22 protein-coding genes are annotated in these 19,972 nt (G+C 42.5%); 16 read left to right on the plus strand and 6 right to left on the minus strand.

The genetic code is table 11. The features are described 5' to 3' along the window. Positions 1-17: 17 nt before the first annotated feature. The 3 genes from bamE to nadK form a co-directional block, all read right to left on the minus strand. Positions 18-362, minus strand: coding sequence for an outer membrane protein assembly factor BamE (gene bamE, locus WDV74_RS04545; protein WP_189760706.1), 345 nt, complete (start codon positions 360-362; stop codon positions 18-20). 112 nt (positions 363-474) lie between these two features. Continuing rightward, on the minus strand, positions 475-2,148 hold the full coding sequence (gene recN / locus WDV74_RS04550; RefSeq protein ID WP_338884891.1) for a DNA repair protein RecN: 1,674 nt from the start codon (positions 2,146-2,148) through the stop codon (positions 475-477). Between the two features lie 115 nt (positions 2,149-2,263). Further along, positions 2,264-3,142 carry an NAD(+) kinase gene (gene nadK / locus WDV74_RS04555; RefSeq protein ID WP_143187471.1) on the minus strand — a complete coding sequence of 293 codons (879 nt, stop codon included), beginning with the start codon at positions 3,140-3,142 and terminating at the stop codon, positions 2,264-2,266. Between the two features lie 124 nt (positions 3,143-3,266). Here nadK and grpE point away from each other — a divergent pair, with 124 nt between their 5' ends. Then, on the plus strand, positions 3,267-3,848 hold the full coding sequence (grpE, locus tag WDV74_RS04560; RefSeq protein ID WP_338884893.1) for a nucleotide exchange factor GrpE: 582 nt from the start codon (positions 3,267-3,269) through the stop codon (positions 3,846-3,848). Positions 3,849-3,914: 66 nt separating this feature from the next. Here grpE and ung read toward each other — a convergent pair whose 3' ends face one another. Then, positions 3,915-4,595 (minus strand): uracil-DNA glycosylase, encoded by a 681-nt coding sequence (ung, locus tag WDV74_RS04565; protein ID WP_338884894.1) that lies wholly within the window; start codon positions 4,593-4,595, stop codon positions 3,915-3,917. 335 nt (positions 4,596-4,930) lie between these two features. On the opposite strand from ung, the gene grcA reads away from it, so the two are divergent. Together grcA and WDV74_RS04575 are read left to right on the plus strand one after the other, a co-directional pair. Then, positions 4,931-5,314: an autonomous glycyl radical cofactor GrcA gene (grcA, locus tag WDV74_RS04570; protein ID WP_338804754.1), complete on the plus strand. Its 384-nt coding sequence runs from the start codon at positions 4,931-4,933 to the stop codon at positions 5,312-5,314. 186 nt (positions 5,315-5,500) lie between these two features. Further along, positions 5,501-6,544 (plus strand): phospholipase, encoded by a 1,044-nt coding sequence (locus WDV74_RS04575; protein WP_338884895.1) that lies wholly within the window; start codon positions 5,501-5,503, stop codon positions 6,542-6,544. Positions 6,545-6,728: 184 nt separating this feature from the next. Here WDV74_RS04575 and srmB read toward each other — a convergent pair whose 3' ends face one another. Further along, entirely contained in the window at positions 6,729-8,063 is a 1,335-nt protein-coding gene (gene srmB / locus WDV74_RS04580) for an ATP-dependent RNA helicase SrmB (protein WP_338884896.1), read from the minus strand. Between the two features lie 142 nt (positions 8,064-8,205). On the opposite strand from srmB, the gene WDV74_RS04585 reads away from it, so the two are divergent. The 12 genes from WDV74_RS04585 to acpS all read left to right on the plus strand — a co-directional run bounded on the left by WDV74_RS04585 (position 8,206) and on the right by acpS (position 18,680). Further along, positions 8,206-8,961 carry a tRNA1(Val) (adenine(37)-N6)-methyltransferase gene (locus tag WDV74_RS04585; protein WP_338884897.1) on the plus strand — a complete coding sequence of 252 codons (756 nt, stop codon included), beginning with the start codon at positions 8,206-8,208 and terminating at the stop codon, positions 8,959-8,961. A 279-nt stretch (positions 8,962-9,240) separates the two neighbouring features. After that, positions 9,241-9,816: an RNA polymerase sigma factor RpoE gene (rpoE, locus tag WDV74_RS04590; protein WP_338884899.1), complete on the plus strand. Its 576-nt coding sequence runs from the start codon at positions 9,241-9,243 to the stop codon at positions 9,814-9,816. A 45-nt stretch (positions 9,817-9,861) separates the two neighbouring features. Next, positions 9,862-10,500, plus strand: coding sequence for an anti-sigma-E factor RseA (rseA, locus tag WDV74_RS04595; RefSeq protein WP_338884900.1), 639 nt, complete (start codon positions 9,862-9,864; stop codon positions 10,498-10,500). Further along, positions 10,500-11,459 carry a sigma-E factor regulatory protein RseB gene (gene rseB, locus WDV74_RS04600; protein ID WP_338885534.1) on the plus strand — a complete coding sequence of 320 codons (960 nt, stop codon included), beginning with the start codon at positions 10,500-10,502 and terminating at the stop codon, positions 11,457-11,459. Before rseA ends, rseB begins: the two co-directional genes overlap by 1 nt. After that, positions 11,459-11,923 (plus strand): SoxR-reducing system protein RseC, encoded by a 465-nt coding sequence (gene rseC / locus WDV74_RS04605; protein WP_338884902.1) that lies wholly within the window; start codon positions 11,459-11,461, stop codon positions 11,921-11,923. Before rseB ends, rseC begins: the two co-directional genes overlap by 1 nt. A gap of 229 nt (positions 11,924-12,152) precedes the next feature. Next, positions 12,153-13,949: a translation elongation factor 4 gene (lepA, locus tag WDV74_RS04610; RefSeq protein ID WP_338884903.1), complete on the plus strand. Its 1,797-nt coding sequence runs from the start codon at positions 12,153-12,155 to the stop codon at positions 13,947-13,949. Positions 13,950-13,971: 22 nt separating this feature from the next. Then, complete coding sequence (gene lepB, locus WDV74_RS04615; protein WP_338884904.1) at positions 13,972-14,943, plus strand: signal peptidase I; 972 nt, start codon at positions 13,972-13,974, stop codon at positions 14,941-14,943. A 227-nt stretch (positions 14,944-15,170) separates the two neighbouring features. Beyond that, a complete protein-coding gene (rnc, locus tag WDV74_RS04620; protein ID WP_338884906.1) occupies positions 15,171-15,851 on the plus strand; it encodes a ribonuclease III in 681 nt (226 codons plus the stop codon). Continuing rightward, the gene (gene era / locus WDV74_RS04625; protein ID WP_273560067.1) at positions 15,848-16,753 is read left to right on the plus strand and encodes a GTPase Era; all 906 of its coding nucleotides are present in this window, start codon (positions 15,848-15,850) and stop codon (positions 16,751-16,753) included. The genes rnc and era overlap by 4 nt, the downstream gene beginning before the upstream one ends. A gap of 9 nt (positions 16,754-16,762) precedes the next feature. Further along, positions 16,763-17,500 (plus strand): DNA repair protein RecO, encoded by a 738-nt coding sequence (gene recO, locus WDV74_RS04630; protein ID WP_338884908.1) that lies wholly within the window; start codon positions 16,763-16,765, stop codon positions 17,498-17,500. A gap of 68 nt (positions 17,501-17,568) precedes the next feature. Beyond that, positions 17,569-18,300, plus strand: a complete 732-nt coding sequence (gene pdxJ / locus WDV74_RS04635; RefSeq protein WP_338884909.1) for a pyridoxine 5'-phosphate synthase — start codon at positions 17,569-17,571, stop codon at positions 18,298-18,300. Then, positions 18,300-18,680: a holo-ACP synthase gene (gene acpS / locus WDV74_RS04640; protein WP_193849593.1), complete on the plus strand. Its 381-nt coding sequence runs from the start codon at positions 18,300-18,302 to the stop codon at positions 18,678-18,680. Before pdxJ ends, acpS begins: the two co-directional genes overlap by 1 nt. A gap of 2 nt (positions 18,681-18,682) precedes the next feature. On the opposite strand, the gene WDV74_RS04645 is transcribed toward acpS, so the two are convergent. Beyond that, positions 18,683-18,943 carry a YfhL family 4Fe-4S dicluster ferredoxin gene (locus WDV74_RS04645; RefSeq protein WP_099132125.1) on the minus strand — a complete coding sequence of 87 codons (261 nt, stop codon included), beginning with the start codon at positions 18,941-18,943 and terminating at the stop codon, positions 18,683-18,685. Between the two features lie 250 nt (positions 18,944-19,193). On the opposite strand from WDV74_RS04645, the gene WDV74_RS04650 reads away from it, so the two are divergent. Next, complete coding sequence (locus tag WDV74_RS04650; RefSeq protein ID WP_338884911.1) at positions 19,194-19,868, plus strand: hypothetical protein; 675 nt, start codon at positions 19,194-19,196, stop codon at positions 19,866-19,868. The last annotated feature ends 104 nt before the right edge of the window (positions 19,869-19,972 follow it).

Consider the following 19,972-nt stretch of genomic DNA (forward strand, 5'->3'; position numbering starts at 1 on the left):
TAAATAAAACACACATTTCACTGATTCTCTGGCAGTGATTTTTCATCCTTGATATCAGTTAACACGCCTTTGCTATCAAAGGTAAGTGTCAGTGTTTCCTGAGTTGTTTTCCCATGGCCTGGTTGTTGGCGGAATACGTAATACCAAGTTTGACTCCCAAATGGATCGGTCAGCATTGGTGTTCCCAAAGTGTAAGAAACTTGCTGCTGAGTCATTCCTTTATGGATTTTTGATACCGCAGCCGGCGTAAGGTAGTTCCCTTGATTAATATCAGGACGATAAACAATTCGCTCAAACATAGAGCAACCCGCAGTCAGCATAACAAGTGATACAGTAGCGGCAGTCAACAATTTACAGCGCATAGTAATTACATTCCTTTAGGAGTTAGGCCGTCGATAATAATAAACATTGAAGAGGTTGAAAACCTCTATGCATTTACCTATGACTGCAATTATACAAGAAAGTTGTCTCAATTTATGCCGCTAACAGTTCTTTTGCGTTAGCCAAAGTATTTTTTGTAACCTCACTTCCCGCCAAAAGCCGTGCCAGTTCTTGAAGTCGTGCTTTTTTATCCAATAGCTGCATTTGGGTTTCTGTTTCTTCACCGTCTGTCTGTTTGCTGACATAAAAATGTTGATGCCCGCATCCTGCAACTTGGGGTAGATGGGTGACGCACATAACTTGGGTCGATTCTCCCAATTCACGTAGCAAACGCCCAACAATGGCCGCTGTTGGACCACTGATACCTACATCAACTTCATCAAAAATCAGCGCAGGGGTTTCCATTTTTTTCGCTGTAATAACTTGAATTGCCAATGCAATACGGGAAAGTTCACCACCTGATGCCACTTTTGCTAACGGTTGGTGGGGTTGGCCGGGGTTGGTTGTGACATTGAATTCAACTTTGCTGGCGCCATCAATATTTAAATGCTCCGCTTCAAAGGTAACATCAATGGTAAAACGTCCGTGAGGCATAGAAAGTTGGTGCATACTGTTTGTTATCAGTTGGCTTAATTCTGCGGCATATTTCTGGCGAACATGATGCAATTTTTCTGCCACAGTTAGGGCTTGCTGATAATGTAAGCTGACAAGTTCACTAAGGTGGGCGCAATCATTTTCCTGCTGGGATAACTGATATTGCTCTTCCAACAGTTGTTGATGTAATGCAGGTAACTCTTCTGGCGCAACATGGTGTTTACGGGCCATACTAATTTGTTGGGAGATTTTCTGTTCCAGTTCAAATAAACGATTGGGGTCCAGTTCCAGTTGGTCGCTGTAATGACGTAGCTCGTCACTCACTTCATTGATTTGAATAGCCGCCTCTTCCAGCATGTTAAGCAGGCCACTGAGTTTGTGATCCATGCTGGCAAGCTCTGTTAGTTCACTGCGGGCATAGCTAAGAAGACTGGTAATGTTCTGTTCATCATTATCACTTAAAATCTGGAGTATATTTTGACTGACGGACAAGAATTGCCCGCAATTTGCCAGCCGTTTATATTCACTATCCTGTTCTTGATAATGGCCTGGTTGTGGTGACAGTTCATCCAGTTCTTTCAGGTGATATTCCAGCAATTGCTGACGTGAACGACGCTCAAGAGCTTGTTGTTGGAATTGGGAGAGAGCCTGGCAGCTTTGGCGCCATTGCTGGTAAGCCTGTTTCATTTCTTGCTGAAGTTCGAAATCGCCTGTGTAAATATCCAGTAAGCGCCTTTGGTGACGATTTTCTAACAATAATTGGTGAGCATGTTGCCCGTGAATTTGTATTAGATGAGAACCTAATTCACGTAATTGAGAAAGCGGTACAGCAGTACCATTGATAAAACCGCGAGAGCGCCCATCAGCGGTAATTGTACGACGCAGCAGGCACTCATTATCATCATCAAGACTTCCATCTAGCTGGTGGTCTATAAGCCATTTGCGGGCAGAAGGAGCATCAGTTAGTGAAAAACGGGCACAAAGATCGGTACGCGGAGCACCTGGGCGAACCATGTTAGTTTCGCCACGATTGCCAAGACATAAACCTAATGCATCAATCGCGATAGATTTACCGGCTCCGGTTTCACCTGTGATTGCCGTCATACCTGTGCGGAAATCAATTTCAAGTTCGCGAACGATAGCAAAGTTACTGATGGTCAATTGAGTCAGCATCGTGCTCCTCCTTCTTTTTTACTGTATATAAACACGTTCCTGTGCATAAAAACATGTCTGTGCTTCCATACAGTATAAACTGGTTTTTTATACAGTAAAGTAGGAAGATCTATTTTTAGAACATTTTTTTCGACCAGCCCAGTTTTGTGCTCAGTGTATTAAAGTAGTTGTAATCTTTTGGGTGAATTAAATGCAGATTATAGTCACTGCGTTTGATGATCACTTCTTCACCATCTTGGATTGGCAGGACGATCTGGCTGTCACAACTGACTTCGTAGTCATTGCTATTCTGGGCAAATTTCAGGCGAATGCTGCTTTCGCTGCTGATAACGAGAGGGCGAGCCGAGAGCGTATGTGGAAACATCGGCACTAGCACGATAGCGTCTAAGTTTGGGGTTAATATAGGTCCTCCAGCAGACAGTGAATAGGCCGTAGAGCCAGTGGGAGTTGCTATGATTAATCCATCTGAACGTTGAGAAAAAGCAAAACGTTCATCAATATATACTTCGAATTCAATCATATGAGCAACTTTGCCTGGATGAAGTACGACTTCATTTAATGCAGTGCTACGGCGGGATTTATGTCCCGTTTTTGTCACTTGTGCTTCAAGTAGAAAACGTTTTTCGTCTCGATATTTGCCGTCCAAAACTTCGGATAGTTGTTGTAAGGCATTATCGGGATCCAAATCCGTCAAAAAGCCCAAATTGCCTCGGTTGATACCAATGACTTTGATGTTATAACGTGATAATACTCTGGTTGCACCGAGCATATTGCCATCACCACCGACAACAATCACAAGATCGGCAATTTTACCAATTTCTGTCAATCCCCCAGTTTGAGCGCCTTTTAAATTAATGTCTTTCGCGACCTGTCTATCCACAATGACGCAATAACCTTTAGATACCAGCCAGTGGTACAGCATTTCGTGGGTGGCCAGCGCTTCCGGGTGACGTGGACGACCGACAATACCGATGCATTTGAATTCATTATTCATTGCTGTTATTTCCTTCAGCATATGGTTTTGCCCTCACAATAATGATTGTTCCCTTGAATCCCGCGTATTGATCCCCATAATAAGCTCAAATGGCGAAGATAATACAAAATACGCGGAGATATTCATGAGTAGTAAAGACCAAAAAGTACCTGACGAGCAAGTCGCAGAAAATACAGAAAATGTATTAGAGCAACAAATGAATGCGGAACAGGCAGATGCGCCAGAGACTGAAAACGTTGTTAATCCGCGTGTTGCTGAGTTGGAAGAACAACTGAAACAGGCTCAGGCTAATGAACGTGATGCTATGTTGCGTGCGCGTGCTGAAATCGAAAACATTCGCCGTCGTACTGAGCAGGATATAGAAAAGGCACATAAATTTGCATTGGAAAAATTCGCCAATGAACTTTTGCCCGTTATCGATAATCTGGAACGTGCATTAGATGCGGCTGATCGTACCAATGAAGCCTTACTGCCAATGATTGAAGGTATTGAACTGACACTGAAATCTTTTATTGATTCAGTGGGTAAGTTTGGTGTTGAAGTGGTCAGTGACATTAATGTACCTTTCAATCCAGAAGTGCATCAGGCGATGACCATGATGGAATCAGATCAGCATGAACCTAATCAGGTTATGTTGGTGATGCAGAAAGGTTATACTTTGAATGGCCGTCTATTGCGTCCTGCAATGGTTGCGGTTTCTAAATAAAGGTTACGGTCTCTCGTGATGCAATGCCGCCATTAGAAAGGCGGCATTTTTGTAGATAGAGATCGGTTATTGGGGTAATTGAGGCACCCAATCTATAGGAGATAATCCTTGAGCTTCCAATAAGTTATTAGCCTGTGAAAAATGTTTGCAGCCTAAGAAACCTCGATGGGCGGACAGAGGTGAAGGATGGGGGGCTTTTAATACATGGTGGCGTTGGATATCAATGAAGTGGCCTTTTTTCTGGGCATGAGATCCCCAAAGTAAGAAAATGACTCCGTTGCGATGTTCATTGATTGCTGCAATAACTTTGTCAGTGAACGTTTCCCAGCCCAAATGCGCATGAGAATGTGCGTTACCGCGCTCAACGGTGAGTACGGTATTGAGTAATAACACGCCCTGTTTTGCCCAGCTTATCAAGCAACCGTGATTTGGACGAGTAAATCCAGCAATATCCGACTCCAGTTCTTTGTACATATTGACGAGAGAGGGCGGTGCAGGAATACCAGGCTGTACAGAGAAAGCCAAACCGTGGGCCTGATTCGGACCGTGGTAAGGATCTTGCCCTAAAATGACGACTTTTACATCAGCCAATTCAGTATAGCGAAAGGCATTAAAAACATCGGCTTGAGGCGGATAAATGGTTTTTCCAGCCTGACGTTCATTGGCAACATAAGCCAATGTATCAATAAAATAAGGCTGTTTCTTTTCATTGCCGATGACATCGTGCCATGTGAGAGGTGTGGACATAGCCAATCCCTTTCTAAATGATTATCAGATGACTAAAGCTTACCGATTCCCTTGGGATAGGGAAACCCTCAGATCCCAATCTAAGTTTAATTCTCAGGATGAAAATCTATTTTTATAAATTTTTTTGAAAAAATATGAAAATAATTTCATTCAATTCTACTGTAAAAGATGATTTAAAACATAATGTTATGAATTTTTTATCAATAACCTTATGAAATTAGTTGATTACAATCAAAGAATCTTCTCATTTGTGCTGGTATACAGGAAATCAAGAACGATGGTTGATTAAATTATGGATTGACTGAATAACTAAGATGATGATTCTGGAGGTATAAATGATTACTGGAATTCAAATTACCCAATCTGATAATGCTGCATTGATGAATTCTTTTTGGCTATTGGATGATGAAAAAAATGAAGCGCGTTGCATCTGTGCCAAAGCAGATTACGATGAAGGCCAGATTGTTGCTAAAGAGGAGCTGGGGCAATTTGAATATCGCGAGATCCCGCTGGAGGTCAAGCCGGCTGTACGTGTAGAAGGCGGGCAACATCTAAATGTTAATGTTTTGCGTCGTGAAACGTTGGAAGATGCAGTAAAACACCCTGAAAAGTATCCTCAACTCACTATTCGTGTATCTGGTTATGCTGTGCGTTTTAACTCACTGACTCCAGAACAGCAACGTGATGTTATTGCGCGTACGTTTACAGAAAGCCTGTAATTTTTGTATCAAGCAAAAAGTTTAAAGGGAGAATTAATACTCCCTTTTTTATTTCCATATTTTAGTTACGGGTGTTAATTTTGTTAATTGAAAATTAAATTTGTTTTAAAGTTGTTAATAATTCTGCCGATAGAGAATTTGGGATTTTAACCCCCACCAAATTTAAATAATCTGTAGGAGAATTTTATGACTTTATCAGTTAATACCGATTTTTTCAGAGGACTAGGGATCGATTCATTACAAGGAAATGCGTTACAACCTCAACCGAATTCTTCAGCTCAATCACCACCTGACAAAGTTGAACACACTTCTTCCCCAAGCATTTCATTTTCAGAAAATACCAAGCAGGTGAATGCGCTCTATCAATCATTGGTTAATAATTTAAATGCCAGCACGATGGCAGCTCCTGAATTGAAAGCTAATGATATTGCGGGAAAACAATCTAAACTGGTCGATTATAACTTGACGTTGGTTACCCGTGATGTTTATCGACAAACGAGTTTAGGGATTGGCGATTATGTGCGCCTGTCTGATGAAGATTTATCAAAATTAGGGATTGATCCTGACACTCTGAATGATTATTCAACAGGGTTTCAGGCCGGTGTTTACCATAATAAGGGACTATATATTGTCTCTTTCACAGGATCGAATGAATTACAGGATTTTATGGCAAGTATTCGTCAAGGGCTTGGTTACAATGAAAAACAGTATACTCAAGCTGTGGAATTGGCACATAAATCGTTAGAAGTATTTGGTGAAAATGTCATTTTTACAGGGCATTCATTGGGGGGCGGATTAGCAACAGTGGCAGCATTGGCAACAGGAAAACCAGCAGTTATTTACAATTCTGTGAGTGTTTCTGACGCTACATTGAAATATATGGGCGTATCACCTGAAGTTGCTCGTGAAATGGCTGACAGCGGTTTGATACGCCATTATACCGTCCAACATGATTGGCTGGGGAACCTGCAAAAAACATTGCCAATTCCTCAACCTATGGGGCACGAAGTAGAGCTTAAGTATGAATATGAATTAGAAAGCATATGGGATGTCATTTTGCCTAATCGATATGGTCTCCATACTTTTAAGGCGCATTTTTTGGAAGCTGTCCTCGAATTAATGGCGGAACAGAAGCCTTGGTTGAATAATGGCGACACCATGTTGGCGTCAACGGAAATTACAGATACAGATATCACCTTGCAACAAGGTGAGCAGCATTATGCCGTGTAATATTTAGCCCTCAGTCTGCCGGAGCATGGGGCGAATTCATTGTATGTCTTCGCCCATGTTTTACAATCGGTGATTAATTAATCGTTGCTAAATAGGTTTTTCTCATACTGAGAGTATCAGATGTTGGAGTTCCTTACCCTGTACGGAGCACGGGATAAGGCATACTCCTATCATTTTGGAAATGCTATTTAGACTCAGTTAATTCTGGTCTGGGATTGCCAGAAGGAGCGCGGCGTTTCCCGATATTTTTGCTATCGCGATGACGAACTTTTACGCGGTTTTTCTTTGTCTCTTCTGTTTTCTTCTTCTCTTTGCGTTTTGCCAGTACTTTTTTGGATGGCTTATTGCTCTTTTTCTCGCTTGGCGCTTTGGTTTGTGGGCGAAGTTCATCAACCACTCGTATTTTCAAAGGCTCTTTCAGATAACGGCTGATTTTGCCCAAAAGCAGGTGATCGTGTGCTTCAACCAGAGCAACGGCAGTTCCTTTACGGCCTGCGCGAGCAGTACGACCAATTCGGTGTAAGTAAACATCCGCGGTACGAGGCAAATCGAAGTTAAAGACGTGGCTGATATTCTCGATATCCAAGCCACGGGAAGCAACATCGGTTGCGACCAAGACCTTGACTTTACCCTCATTCAAGCGTCTGACAGCATCTGTACGCTTGGCTTGCACCATTTCACCTTCAAGAAAACACGCTTGAATGCCTGCTTGGTTTAGCCAATCGACAAGCTCGCGTACACGCTCTCGTTTGCGCACGAAAACAATGGATTTCGTCACTTCAGGCTGCTGGAGAAGGTGGCACAGCAGGGCTGTTTTATGCTCTAACGAATCAGCCCGATAGTAAAATTGCTGAATTTTCTTGCGCTCACGGCGAGAAGGTTCGGCATCGATCTCAACCGGATCCGTTAACAGACGCTCGGCAAAATCACGGATGGATTCTCCTTCCAGCGTCGCGGAGAATAACAATGTTTGTTTACGCCAGCGGGTTTCGCCTGCAATCGTTTCGACATCATTGGCAAATCCCATATCCAACATGCGATCCGCTTCATCAAGGATCAGCGTTTCCACTGCACGGCAGTCGAAATTTTCCTCTTTGATGTATTGCAGCAGACGCCCTGTCGTTGCGACAACAATATCCTGATTCTCACTGAATACTTCCGCATGATTCATGTAGGCAACACCACCTGTAATTGTGGCAATGTCCAAATGTGTATGGGCCGCCAGTTCTTTTGCCTGTTCTGCCACCTGCATTGCCAGTTCACGGGTTGGTGTCAAAATCAGGATGCGTGGAGGTCCCGATTTTTTGCGAGGAAAATCCAATAAATGCTGTAGAGCCGGTAGCAGGTAAGCGGCAGTTTTACCAGTACCGGTTGGCGCTGAGCCTAATACATCGCGTCCGTCCATCGCCGCAGGAATGGCTGCCGCCTGAATAGCGGTTGGGCGTTCGTAGCCTTTGTCGTTCAGTGCTTCAAGCAAGGATTCATCAAGTTGGAATTCGGAAAAGTTTGTCGCAGTCATCATATACCTCTGTTTGGGTCGCCGATTATAAACAGGTTAAGCGTATTCTTCATCCTATAAAAGCATCCAATAAGTAGGTTGCTTTTATCCGTCGGCTATAAGATTTATGCTATGACAAATTCTAATTTCAGCAGAATAGGTTATGGCATCGATACAGAAACCCGTTTTTCGCCGCGGTGGTTTTACATTTAAACAGTTTTTTGTTGGACATGATAAATGTGCGATGAAAGTCGGGACGGATGGGGTGTTGTTGGGAGCCTGGGCGCCAGTATATAACAGGAAAAGGTGTCTGGATATTGGATGTGGCAGTGGTTTGATTGCATTGATGATAGCCCAACGTACCAAAGAAGATACCTTTATTGATGCGGTGGAGCTGGATGAACTTGCTGCAATGCAGGCAGTGGATAATGTACGGCAATCACCGTGGCCTTCCCGTATTACGGTATATCAGCAGGATGTTCATGATTTTGTACGACAAAATGCGTTGCGGAAAATTAACGCGCAATATGATTTGATTGTGAGCAACCCTCCCTACTTTGAGCCGGCTATTGCATGTCGAAACGAAGCTCGTAATCAGGCGCGCTATACGGAATCATTGACGCATCAGGGGTTATTGGCGTGTGTACGGGCATTGATTACACCAACAGGGTTATTTTGTCTGGTACTCCCTTATGAAATTGGTGAACAATTTGAAAAAATGGCATCAGATTTGGGATGGTTTACCCATTTCCGTGTCAACGTTCGTGACAGGCAAGATAAGCCGTTGCATCGTCTATTACTGGGATTGTCACGACAAGAACAAGATGTCCAAGTGAGTGAATTAACAATCCGTGCTTCGGATGGCACATATTCAGACGACTTTCGCCAGTTAGTGATGGATTTTTATTTTTATTATTGATGATGTTAGCACTATTGAGATGGTGAATGAGATTTTTCGGTATAATAAAACAAAGGTTTTCTTTTTCTCAGTTTAAAATCGCGTATCCTGTGAAATAGCAGCTATGATTTAGAAAAGTGCAATACGAAAATAACAGGTGGCTGTAATCAAAATTACAACTAAAGTTGAACTTCACAGTGAACTGATACTCAAAGTCATGCTTGTTCGGGAAATCAGAACATCATATTAGTTTAATTTAAGTATAAATGTGGAGTTTTACCTCAGGAGAGTGAACCTCGGATGAGCGAGCAGTTAACGGATCAAATGCTGATTGAACGCGTCCAGAAGGGCGACCAAAAAGCATTTAATTTGCTGGTGATGAGATACCAGCACAAAGTAGCGAGCCTGATTGCTCGTTACGTACCTCAAGGTGACGTTCCTGATGTTGCTCAGGAGGTTTTCATTAAGACTTATCGGGCACTTTCTTCTTTCCGAGGTGATAGTGCATTTTATACATGGTTGTACCGTATTGCCGTTAATACTGCGAAAAATTATTTAGTTGCCCAGGGGCGCCGTCCACCATCCAATGATCTGGATGCCAACGATGCAGAAAATTATGATACGTCAAGTTCATTAAAAGAAATTTCGAACCCTGAGAACTTAATGTTGTCTGAAGAATTAAAGGAAGTCGTTTTCCGCACGATTGAATCGCTTCCAGAAGATTTGAGGGTCGCGATTACGTTGAGGGAGTTGGATGGGTTGAGCTATGAAGAGATAGCCGACATCATGGAGTGTCCTGTAGGCACTGTGCGTTCACGAATTTTTCGGGCAAGGGAAGCAATTGATAATAAAGTTCAACCACTGATCCAAGAATAAATAGTGGAAACAGTGGAATAAAACAATATTGAAGGGTACTTTGGCATGCAAAGAGAGAAACTTTCCGCATTAATGGATGGAGAAGCTCTTGATAGTGAAGTAGTTCATTTGGTCTCTGAAGATGCGGTCATGCAGAAACAGTGGGAACGCTATCACCTGGTGCGTGATGTGCTGCGTGGCGATGTGGGGGATGTATTGCATTTGGATATTGCAAGTCAAGTCGCATTGGCACTTGAAAAAGAACCCATTCAAATTAATTCAGCGGCTGTTTTGGAATCTCAGCCAAAACCTGCAACATGGGCTAACATGCCATTCTGGGATAGAATTCGTGCATGGAAGAGTCAAATTGCACAAATTGGTGTGGCAGCCTGTGTATCGCTGTCCGTGATTATCGGTGTCCAGCAGTATAATAGTGATAACAGTGTTGAAACAGATAACCAATTTGAGGCACCGGCTTTTAACACATTGCCTATGATGGGTACCGCTTCAACAGTTGGCTTAGCAACCCCAGCTGAAGAAGAAACTTTCGGTGGTGATTTGAGTATGCAAGTGCGAGAAAGCAATAAACGAATTGATGCAATGTTACAGCAATATGAGCTCGCCCGGCGTATTCACTCTGAGAAAAATCATGGTATCACTCAAACTAATCAGGTTCCTGAAGAGCAAGCGCCACAACAACAGTGATGAAACGTATTTGGGTTGTCGTTTTTTTATTGGCGAGTAGCCTGATAAATCCTCTAAAAGCCTCAGCGCAACAAAGCAACGCTGAGGCTTTGTTACAGGATATGAGTAAGGCAGTGAAAACGCTGAATTATGAACTTGGTTTCATCATCTTAGAACAGCAATTTCTTGTTCCCTTGCGTTACCGTCATGCCATTATTGATGGACAGATTATTGCTCAAGTCATCCAAATGGATGGTTCACGTAGGGAAATTATTCAGCGTGGTGACCAAATTAGCTATTACGAACCTGGATTAGACTCATTTAGTATCCGTGGTTCTCATATCGTCGATTATCTTCCACCAATTATCTTTGCCGATTTTGCCCAATTACAAAAATTTTACCGTTTTATTGATGCAGGCAGCACGAATTTTGGCGATTATCCTGTGAGTTTTGTACGTATCATAGCGAAAGATAAATCCCGTTATAACTATAACCTGCTGATTGATGAGAAAAATCATCTTCCTCTGCTGATAGACCTATTAGATAAGGATAATAAAACAGTCATTGAACAATTCCGTGTCGTGTCATCAACTGTGAATGACTCGATTAAAACGGAATTGAATGTGATTACTAATTTGAAATTACCACCTATGCTGCTCATTCCTCCTGCTGATAAATTGAAATTCAATTGGCTGGTTGGAAAAATGCCTGACGGTTTCAAAGAAATTTCACGTAACAGCCGAAAATTATCAGAGACAGAATGGTTAGAGTCCATCATGTATGGTGATGGATTGTTTAATTTTTCTGTAAATGTGGTGAACTCAGATAAAAAGATTGTCGATGAACAACCATTTCGACAGGGCAGAAGAACGGTTTATACTTTGGCCAGAAACAAAAACAGCATAACAGTCATTGGTGAGCTGCCTTTTGCAACAGCCGAACAAATTGCAGCAAGTGTGACGTTTACGGGAGAAAACTGATGGTTAAAGAGTGGGCAACTGTTGTTCGTTGGCACAAAGGGCGAGCATTATTACGTTATGGCTCATCTTCAGGCTGCGGTAGCTGTCAAACCAAAGCAGCCTGTGGTTCTTATTTGTTGGAAAAGATAGGGCCAGAAAGCATCCATCAGTTGGAACTGGAAATTTCTCAACCACTCCAACCGGGTCAGAAGGTTGAAGTAGGCATTCCTGAAAGCAGTTTGTTACGCTCAGCCATGCTGGTTTATTTGACACCCTTATTGGGTTTGTTTTTGGGAGCCGCATTTTTCCAATTTTGGACGACTGTCCAATTGTGGGTTTGCTTAGGAGGGATTGGCGGTGGAGTCGCTGGTTTTTTCATTGCTCGTAAGATCGCGGCGTATTGGGATAATTTGCAAGCATACCAGCCTGTTGTGTTACAAATTGGTTTACCGCCTGATTCGATTAAAATTCTACAGCAAGAATAATCTGTTTTACCGTACGAGCTTCAACTTTAATTTATCATTACTGAAAACAACTGGGTCATACTGAAAACGACAGGCATGGCTAAGTTTTCACGGGTTTGGTTTTCACGGGTTTGGCATGTAGAATACAGCTCCTCAGGCCAGTGGCCGAACCAATAAACTGTCGCTTTATGTCCATCAATGTGTCCATAGGCGAATGATTCAGAAATATTAAGGCAAAAAAGATTTAATAATGAAGCAAATAAGAAATTTCTCCATTATCGCCCACATTGACCACGGTAAATCCACGCTCTCTGACCGGATTATTCAAATTTGTGGTGGTTTGTCTGATCGCGAAATGGCAGCGCAAGTACTGGATTCAATGGATCTTGAACGTGAACGCGGGATCACGATCAAAGCACAAAGTGTAACCCTTGATTACAAGGCAAATGACGGGCAAGTTTACCAATTAAACTTTATCGATACGCCAGGGCATGTTGACTTCTCTTACGAAGTTTCCCGTTCACTGGCTGCGTGTGAAGGTGCTTTGCTGGTTGTTGATGCAGGGCAGGGGGTTGAAGCCCAGACATTGGCTAACTGCTATACCGCCATTGAAATGGATCTGGAAGTCGTTCCAGTTCTGAATAAAATTGACCTTCCTGCTGCTGAACCAGAGCGTGTCGCTGAAGAAATCGAAGACATTGTTGGTATTGATGCGACCAATGCTGTTCGTTGTTCTGCAAAAACGGGCGTGGGTGTACAGGATGTTATTGAACGTCTGGTGAAAGAGATACCGCCACCAGAAGGCGATCCTGATGCTCCATTACAGGCCCTGATTATTGACTCATGGTTTGATAATTACCTTGGTGTTGTGTCACTTGTTCGTATTAAAAACGGTACGTTGCGTAAAGGTGACAAAATTAAGGTAATGAGTACTGGACAGGTATACAACGCTGACCGATTGGGTATCTTCACACCGAAACGCATTGATCGTGATGTGTTGAATTGTGGTGAAGTAGGCTGGTTGGTCTGTGCCATCAAAGATATTCTGGGGGCGCCAGTTGGGGATACACTGACAACGGCTCGCCAGCCTGCGGAAAAAGCCTTGCCTGGTTTTAAAAAGGTCAAACCGCAAGTTTATGCTGGTCTGTTTCCTGTAAGCTCTGATGACTATGAAGCATTCCGTGATGCGTTGGGCAAATTGAGCTTAAATGATGCATCATTATTCTACGAACCAGAAAGTTCGACTGCGCTGGGTTTTGGTTTCCGCTGTGGTTTCCTCGGCTTGCTGCATATGGAAATTATTCAGGAACGTCTGGAACGTGAATATGATCTCGATTTGATCACAACGGCTCCAACAGTTGTTTATGAAGTTGAGACAACCAGTGGTGATATTATCTATGTTGATAGTCCATCCAAGTTGCCACCATTAAACAACATTAATGAATTGCGTGAGCCGATTGCCGAATGTCACATGTTGTTGCCGAAAGAGTACCTTGGCAACGTCATTACACTCTGCGTAGAAAAACGTGGTGTGCAGACAAATATGGTTTATCACGGTAATCAGGTGGCACTAACTTATGAAATTCCAATGGCTGAAGTGGTTCTGGATTTCTTTGATCGCTTGAAATCAACATCTCGTGGTTACGCCTCTTTGGATTATAATTTTATCCGTTTCCAGGATTCGGATATGGTTCGTGTGGATGTCTTGATTAATGGTGAGCGTGTTGATGCTTTGGCATTGATTACTCACCGTGACAACTCTCAGTACCGTGGACGTGAGCTGGTGGAAAAAATGAAAGATTTGATCCCACGCCAGCAATTTGACATCGCTATTCAAGCTGCCATAGGAACTCACATTATTGCGCGTTCTACCGTTAAGCAATTACGTAAAAACGTATTGGCGAAATGTTATGGTGGTGACGTCAGCCGTAAGAAAAAGTTATTGCAGAAACAGAAAGAAGGTAAAAAACGCATGAAGCAGGTCGGCAATGTTGAACTGCCACAGGAAGCCTTCTTAGCGATTCTGCATGTTGGCAAAGATAATTAACACAAGGTTGTAAGGAGTTCAAATGGCTAACACTTTTGCCTTGATATTAACGTTAGCAACGTTAATCACGGGTATTCTTTGGTGCATAGAGCGATTTAAATTCGCACCTGAACGTAAGAGAAAACTTGCTCATATTCAGGAACAGGCGACAGGCGAAGAAGCCCAGGAAACTTTGGCTAAAGGACTTAACAAACCTTCATGGTTTGAAACAATTGCATCTGTCTTTCCAGTGTTAGCCATTGTGTTGGTTCTGCGCTCTTTCGTCTATGAACCTTTTCAGATCCCTTCTGGTTCAATGATGCCAACATTGTTGATCGGGGATTTTATTCTGGTTGAAAAATTTGCTTATGGTTTAAAAGATCCCATTACGCAAACAACCTTAATTAAAACTGGCGAGCCTAAGCGTGGGGATATTGCAGTTTTCAAATTCCCGAAGAACCCAAGCATAGATTTTGTAAAACGCATTATTGGCTTACCTGGAGATAAGATCGTTTACGATTATGTCAACAAGGAGCTTCAGGTTTACCCGGGCTGTGGCTGGAATGCGCAATGTAAGGGCGATTTACCGGTTACTTATCGGAATGTGTTCCCAAGTGAATGGACAATAAAAGAGGCTGTGACACCAGAAGGCGTTAGTATTAGTGGTGTTTATCAAGTTCCGGTTGATGAGTCAGTAGGGTCGAACGCTCTTCGTCAGGACGAAAGAGTCGAAACTTTAGGTAATGTGTCGCACCATATTTTGACCATTCCTGTAATACAACGTTTCCCTGGTTTTTCTCAAGAAGGCTTACCAGTAGGGACTTGGGTTGTTCCTGAGGGGCAATATTTTGCCATGGGTGATAATCGTGACAATAGTGATGATAGTCGTTCATGGGGCTTTGTACCGGAGAAAAATTTGGTAGGCCGTGCAACTGCCATTTGGATGAGCTTTGAAAAACAGGAAGGTGAATGGCCTACTGGTGTACGCTTCAGTCGAATTGGTGGAATTCACTAATATTTATATATTAGCGCAGCATTAATTTATCTCACAGTGTAGAATATTCTTTCAAACGAGATGACTGGCTCCTGAAGAGGATGAATACTTTGGGAGCCAGTGCAAACGCAACAGTTTTGTAAGGCATGCCGCAAAAATATCCCCAAGATAACTTGCTGGTTGATGTTGCCTCACAGGTCTGTTGCGTGTGCTTTTTATTTGATGAATTCTAACTGAATTGGTAGCACATGAACCCCATAATAACGAACCGATTACAACATAAGCTAGGATATAGCTTTAAACAGCACGATTTGTTGCTTCAAGCATTGACTCACCGCAGTGCCAGTAGCAAGCATAATGAACGTTTGGAATTTCTTGGTGACTCAATCCTGAGTTTTGTCATTGCTAATGCCCTTTACCATCGTTTTCCCCGTGTTGATGAAGGGGACATGAGTCGCATGCGGGCAACATTGGTGCGTGGTAATACTCTGGCGGAGCTAGCCAAGGAATTTGAATTAGGCGAATGCCTACGTTTGGGGCCGGGTGAGTTAAAGAGTGGAGGACATCGTCGCGAATCCATTTTAGCGGATAGCATTGAAGCCTTAATCGGCGCTATTTTTCTTGATAGCGATATTCAGGCAGTCGAAAAGATTATCCTGAATTGGTATGAAACCCGTTTGAATGAAATTAGCCCAGGCGATAAGCAAAAAGATCCTAAAACCCGTTTACAAGAATATTTGCAAGGGCGTCATCTGCCGTTGCCTGCATATCTGGTTGTTCAGGTTCGTGGGGAAGCCCATGATCAGGAATTTACAATTCACTGTCAGGTCAGTGGATTTGAACAACCGGTCAGAGGAGTCGGTTCCAGTCGCCGCAAGGCAGAGCAGGCGGCTGCGGAACAAGCATTAAAACAACTGGAGCTTGAATGAGCGAAGAAAAAAACTATTGTGGATTCGTTGCAATAGTCGGTCGGCCCAATGTTGGTAAATCAACGTTACTGAATCAGTTATTGGGCCAAAAAGTATCTATTACCTCCCGTAAACCTCAAACGACGCGGCATCGCATCATGGGGATCCATACGGAAGGGGCATACCAAACGATCTATGTTGATACACCGGGTCTGCATATTGAAGAAAAGCGGGCGATCAACCGCCTGATGAACCGTGCGGCGAGCAGCTCTATTGGTGATGTCGAACTGGTTATTTTTGTTGTGGAAGGTACGCACTGGACACCCGATGATGAAATGGTGGTGAATAAGTTACGTCATTTGCGTTGTCCTGTCTTACTGGCTATCAATAAAGTGGACAATGTAACGGATAAAACCCTTCTTCTGCCACATATCGGTTTTCTTAGCCAACAGATGAATTTTCTCGATGTTGTGCCGATTAGCGCCGAAAAAGGCATGAATGTTGATACTATTGCCAACATAGTACGTGATCATATGCCACAGGCGGATCATCACTTCCCTGAGGATTACATTACTGATCGCTCACAGCGTTTTATGGCGTCAGAAATCATCCGTGAAAAACTGATGCGTTTTTTGGGTGATGAACTCCCCTATTCTGTGACAGTGGAAATTGAGCAATTTGTTACCAATGAGCGTGGAGGCTATACCATCCACGGTTTGATTCTGGTAGAGCGTGATGGTCAGAAGAAAATGGTGATTGGTAATAAAGGCAGCAAAATCAAGAAAATTGGCATAGAAGCCCGTCAAGATATGGAAAAGCTGTTTGATATGAAAGTCCACCTGGAATTGTGGGTAAAAGTGAAATCCGGTTGGGCTGATGACGAACGAGCGTTGCGTAGCCTCGGTTACGTCGACGACTTATAAGGCAGATTTGTGGACGGCTGGCAGAGAGCCTTTGTGCTTCACGGGCGCCCTTACAGTGAAACCAGTTTATTGCTGGATTTTTTTACTGAACATGAAGGGCGGGTACGTGTTTTAGCGAAAGGGGCACGCAGCCGTCGCTCCAATCTAAAAGGTTGTTTGCAACCTTTCACCCCGCTGCTTATTCGTTGGAGTGGTCGGGGTGAAATCAAGACATTAAGAGACGCAGAGCCTATCTCATTGGCTCTCCCCTTAACGGGAAGTGTGCTTTACAGCGGTTTATATGTGAATGAACTCTTGTCCAGGCTTCTTGAGCAAGGAACGGCATATCCCGCGCTTTTTTTTGATTACCTCCAATGTTTACAAGCGCTTGCTGTGAGTGAATACACACCAGAATGTGCATTGCGTCGTTTTGAATTAGCATTACTAACCAATATGGGATACGGAGTAGATTATCTTCACTGTGCAGGAAGTGGTGAACCTGTATTGGATACCATGACTTACCGTTATCGTGAAGAAAAAGGGTTTATCGCCAGTTTGGTTGTAGATCACTACAGTTTTACAGGTTATGAACTCAAGGCACTGGCAAATAGCGAATTTCCCGATCAGGTGACCTTGAAAGCGGCGAAGCGTTTCACTCGCATTGCCTTGAAACCTTATCTGGGGGGAAAACCGTTAAAAAGCCGTGAGCTATTTCGTCAATTCGTACGTAAAAAAACTGATAACCCCAACAAGAAAAATGAAAATTAAAGTAAACCACTTTTGCATGATGAAGAGTGTAGACTTTACTGAATCTTATGTTATTGCAGGAGCTAAAAATGGCTGAGGTATTGTTAGGTATCAACATTGATCACATTGCAACCTTGCGTAATGCCCGTGGGACACAGTATCCCGATCCCGTTCAGGCAGCATTTGTTGCAGAGCAAGCGGGAGCAGATGGTATAACGGTTCACCTACGTGAAGATCGCCGCCATATTACTGACAGAGATGTTCAATTATTAAATAACACAATCCAAACCCGGATGAACCTTGAGATGGCGGTGACAGATGAGATGGTGGGGATTGCTTGCCAAATCAAACCTGTTTTCTGTTGCTTAGTGCCTGAAAAGCGTCAAGAGGTCACAACCGAAGGTGGATTGGATGTATTTGGGCAAAAAGAGCACATTGCTGCGGCTATTAAGACTTTATCAGAAGCAGGGATTTTAGTGTCTTTGTTCATTGATGCGGATCACCAACAAATTGATGCTGCTGTCGAAGTTGGGGCGCCATTTATTGAAATTCACACGGGTGCGTATGCAGATGCAGAGAATGAGAGACAGCAGGAAAAAGAGTTTCAGCGTATCAAAGAAGCCGCAACCTATGCAGCCGCGAAAGGGCTTAAAGTCAATGCAGGCCACGGTTTGACCTATCACAATGTGCAGCGCATTGCAGCCTTACCTGAAATTTATGAATTGAATATAGGACATGCCATTATTGGCCGTGCTGTATTCAGTGGCTTATCTGCGGCTGTTGCGGATATGAAAACTTTATTGCGGGAAGCACGCCGTTAATGGCTATTCTTGGATTAGGCACAGATATTGTTGAAATATCCCGCATTGAAGAAATTGTCGGGCGTTCAGGCGAACGTCTGGCAAGGCGAGTTCTGAGTGATAGGGAATGGCAGCAATATCAACAGCATAACCAGCCTGTCCGCTTCCTTGCAAAACGGTTTGCGGTCAAGGAAGCGGCCGCTAAAGCTTTTGGAACAGGTATCCGCAATGGATTGGCCTTTAATCAATTTGAAGTGATTAATGATCCATTGGGAAAACCCACATTGAAACTTCATGGAGAGGCTGAAGTGCTGGCTAACAAATTGGGGGTAAAATCCATGCATGTCACACTAGCAGATGAACGGCGTTATGCCTGTGCGACAGTGATATTGGAAAATTAAATTCAGATCTTATCAGCATGATGCAGGAGTACAAATTTATCCCATAACTGCTCTTCAGTTTCCTGATGATTAGGATCAAGAATAATGGTGTTCGTAATCGGGCAGACAGATTGGCAAGTTGGCTTTTCGTAGTGCCCGATACACTCGGTACAGCGTTCAGGCTCAATTTCGTAGATCTCTGCGCCCATTGTGATGGCCTGATTAGGGCATTCGGGTTCACACATATCGCAATTAATGCAGCGTTTGGTAATTAATAGTGCCATTTTAACCTCTTAAATCAATTAAGTCTTTTAAGTTGCAGACTTAATTCTTCCTGATTTGTTGCTCCAGACCATCCTTTGTTATTCCATACAATATATTTACAAAAAATACATCTTACAAAAACATGGTTACAACTAAATGCATTGTGCAAAGAAAAGCTATCTGGGGTAGATATTAACACATTAGAAAGCAGTCCAATACTTTTATCATGGTATATACTTAAATATGTTTTCAATACATTAGAGTAAAAACATGCTTGAATACATCGTAAAACATGGTAATGATATTGTGAAAGTCTTGGGATCTATCGGGACTTTTATTGGTATTATTCTGTCTGTATTAAAGAGGCTTTATGCCGATGTGTGTGTGTTTAGAGAGAGAAAGGCCATAAAGTATATCAAATATCTTAACGAATATAACGTTTATTTAGATGATTTGAGTAAAGAATATATTAAACATCAAATTGCATCTGAAATAATGTTTGATGTTACAAAGATAAAATCTGATAAATTTAGAAATATATTTATTAAGCTGAAAAAAGATGGGTTGAACCCGGAATATCTGGATATTCTGAAAAAGTTGAAAGCATACACTGTATTAAATTCTGGCGTAGTACAAGTTAATATTGGTCCTTCATATTATTTTACTTATTGTTTTGAAAGGGTATTTTCAACGTATTTTTTCACATTGGCATTTGTTGTATTGGTAACATTTTTGTTCAAAGTTGATGCCTTAAGTAATACCATCAGCAATGCTTTAGATTTCTTTTTCGTCATATTAAGTATGATTTTACTGATGGGGATTGGTATCTATTTATTGATGTTAAGCCCGTCAAAATATCAAATCCGAAAATTAAATAAGGAATTAATTAAATATAAAATTGATGATATTTCTTTATATACCAATTTAACTTCAAGATGCGTGTGATTTCTCCCCGCGAAGTAGGGAGAAATCAGGCTTCATATCGTGTTGTAAATTGCAATTTGAAGTTTGATGCGTATAGACGGTATGGGTTGAATTGTCATTGTATC

The organism is Xenorhabdus sp. TH1 (assembly GCF_037260955.1).
Classification (GTDB): domain Bacteria; phylum Pseudomonadota; class Gammaproteobacteria; order Enterobacterales; family Enterobacteriaceae; genus Xenorhabdus; species Xenorhabdus griffiniae.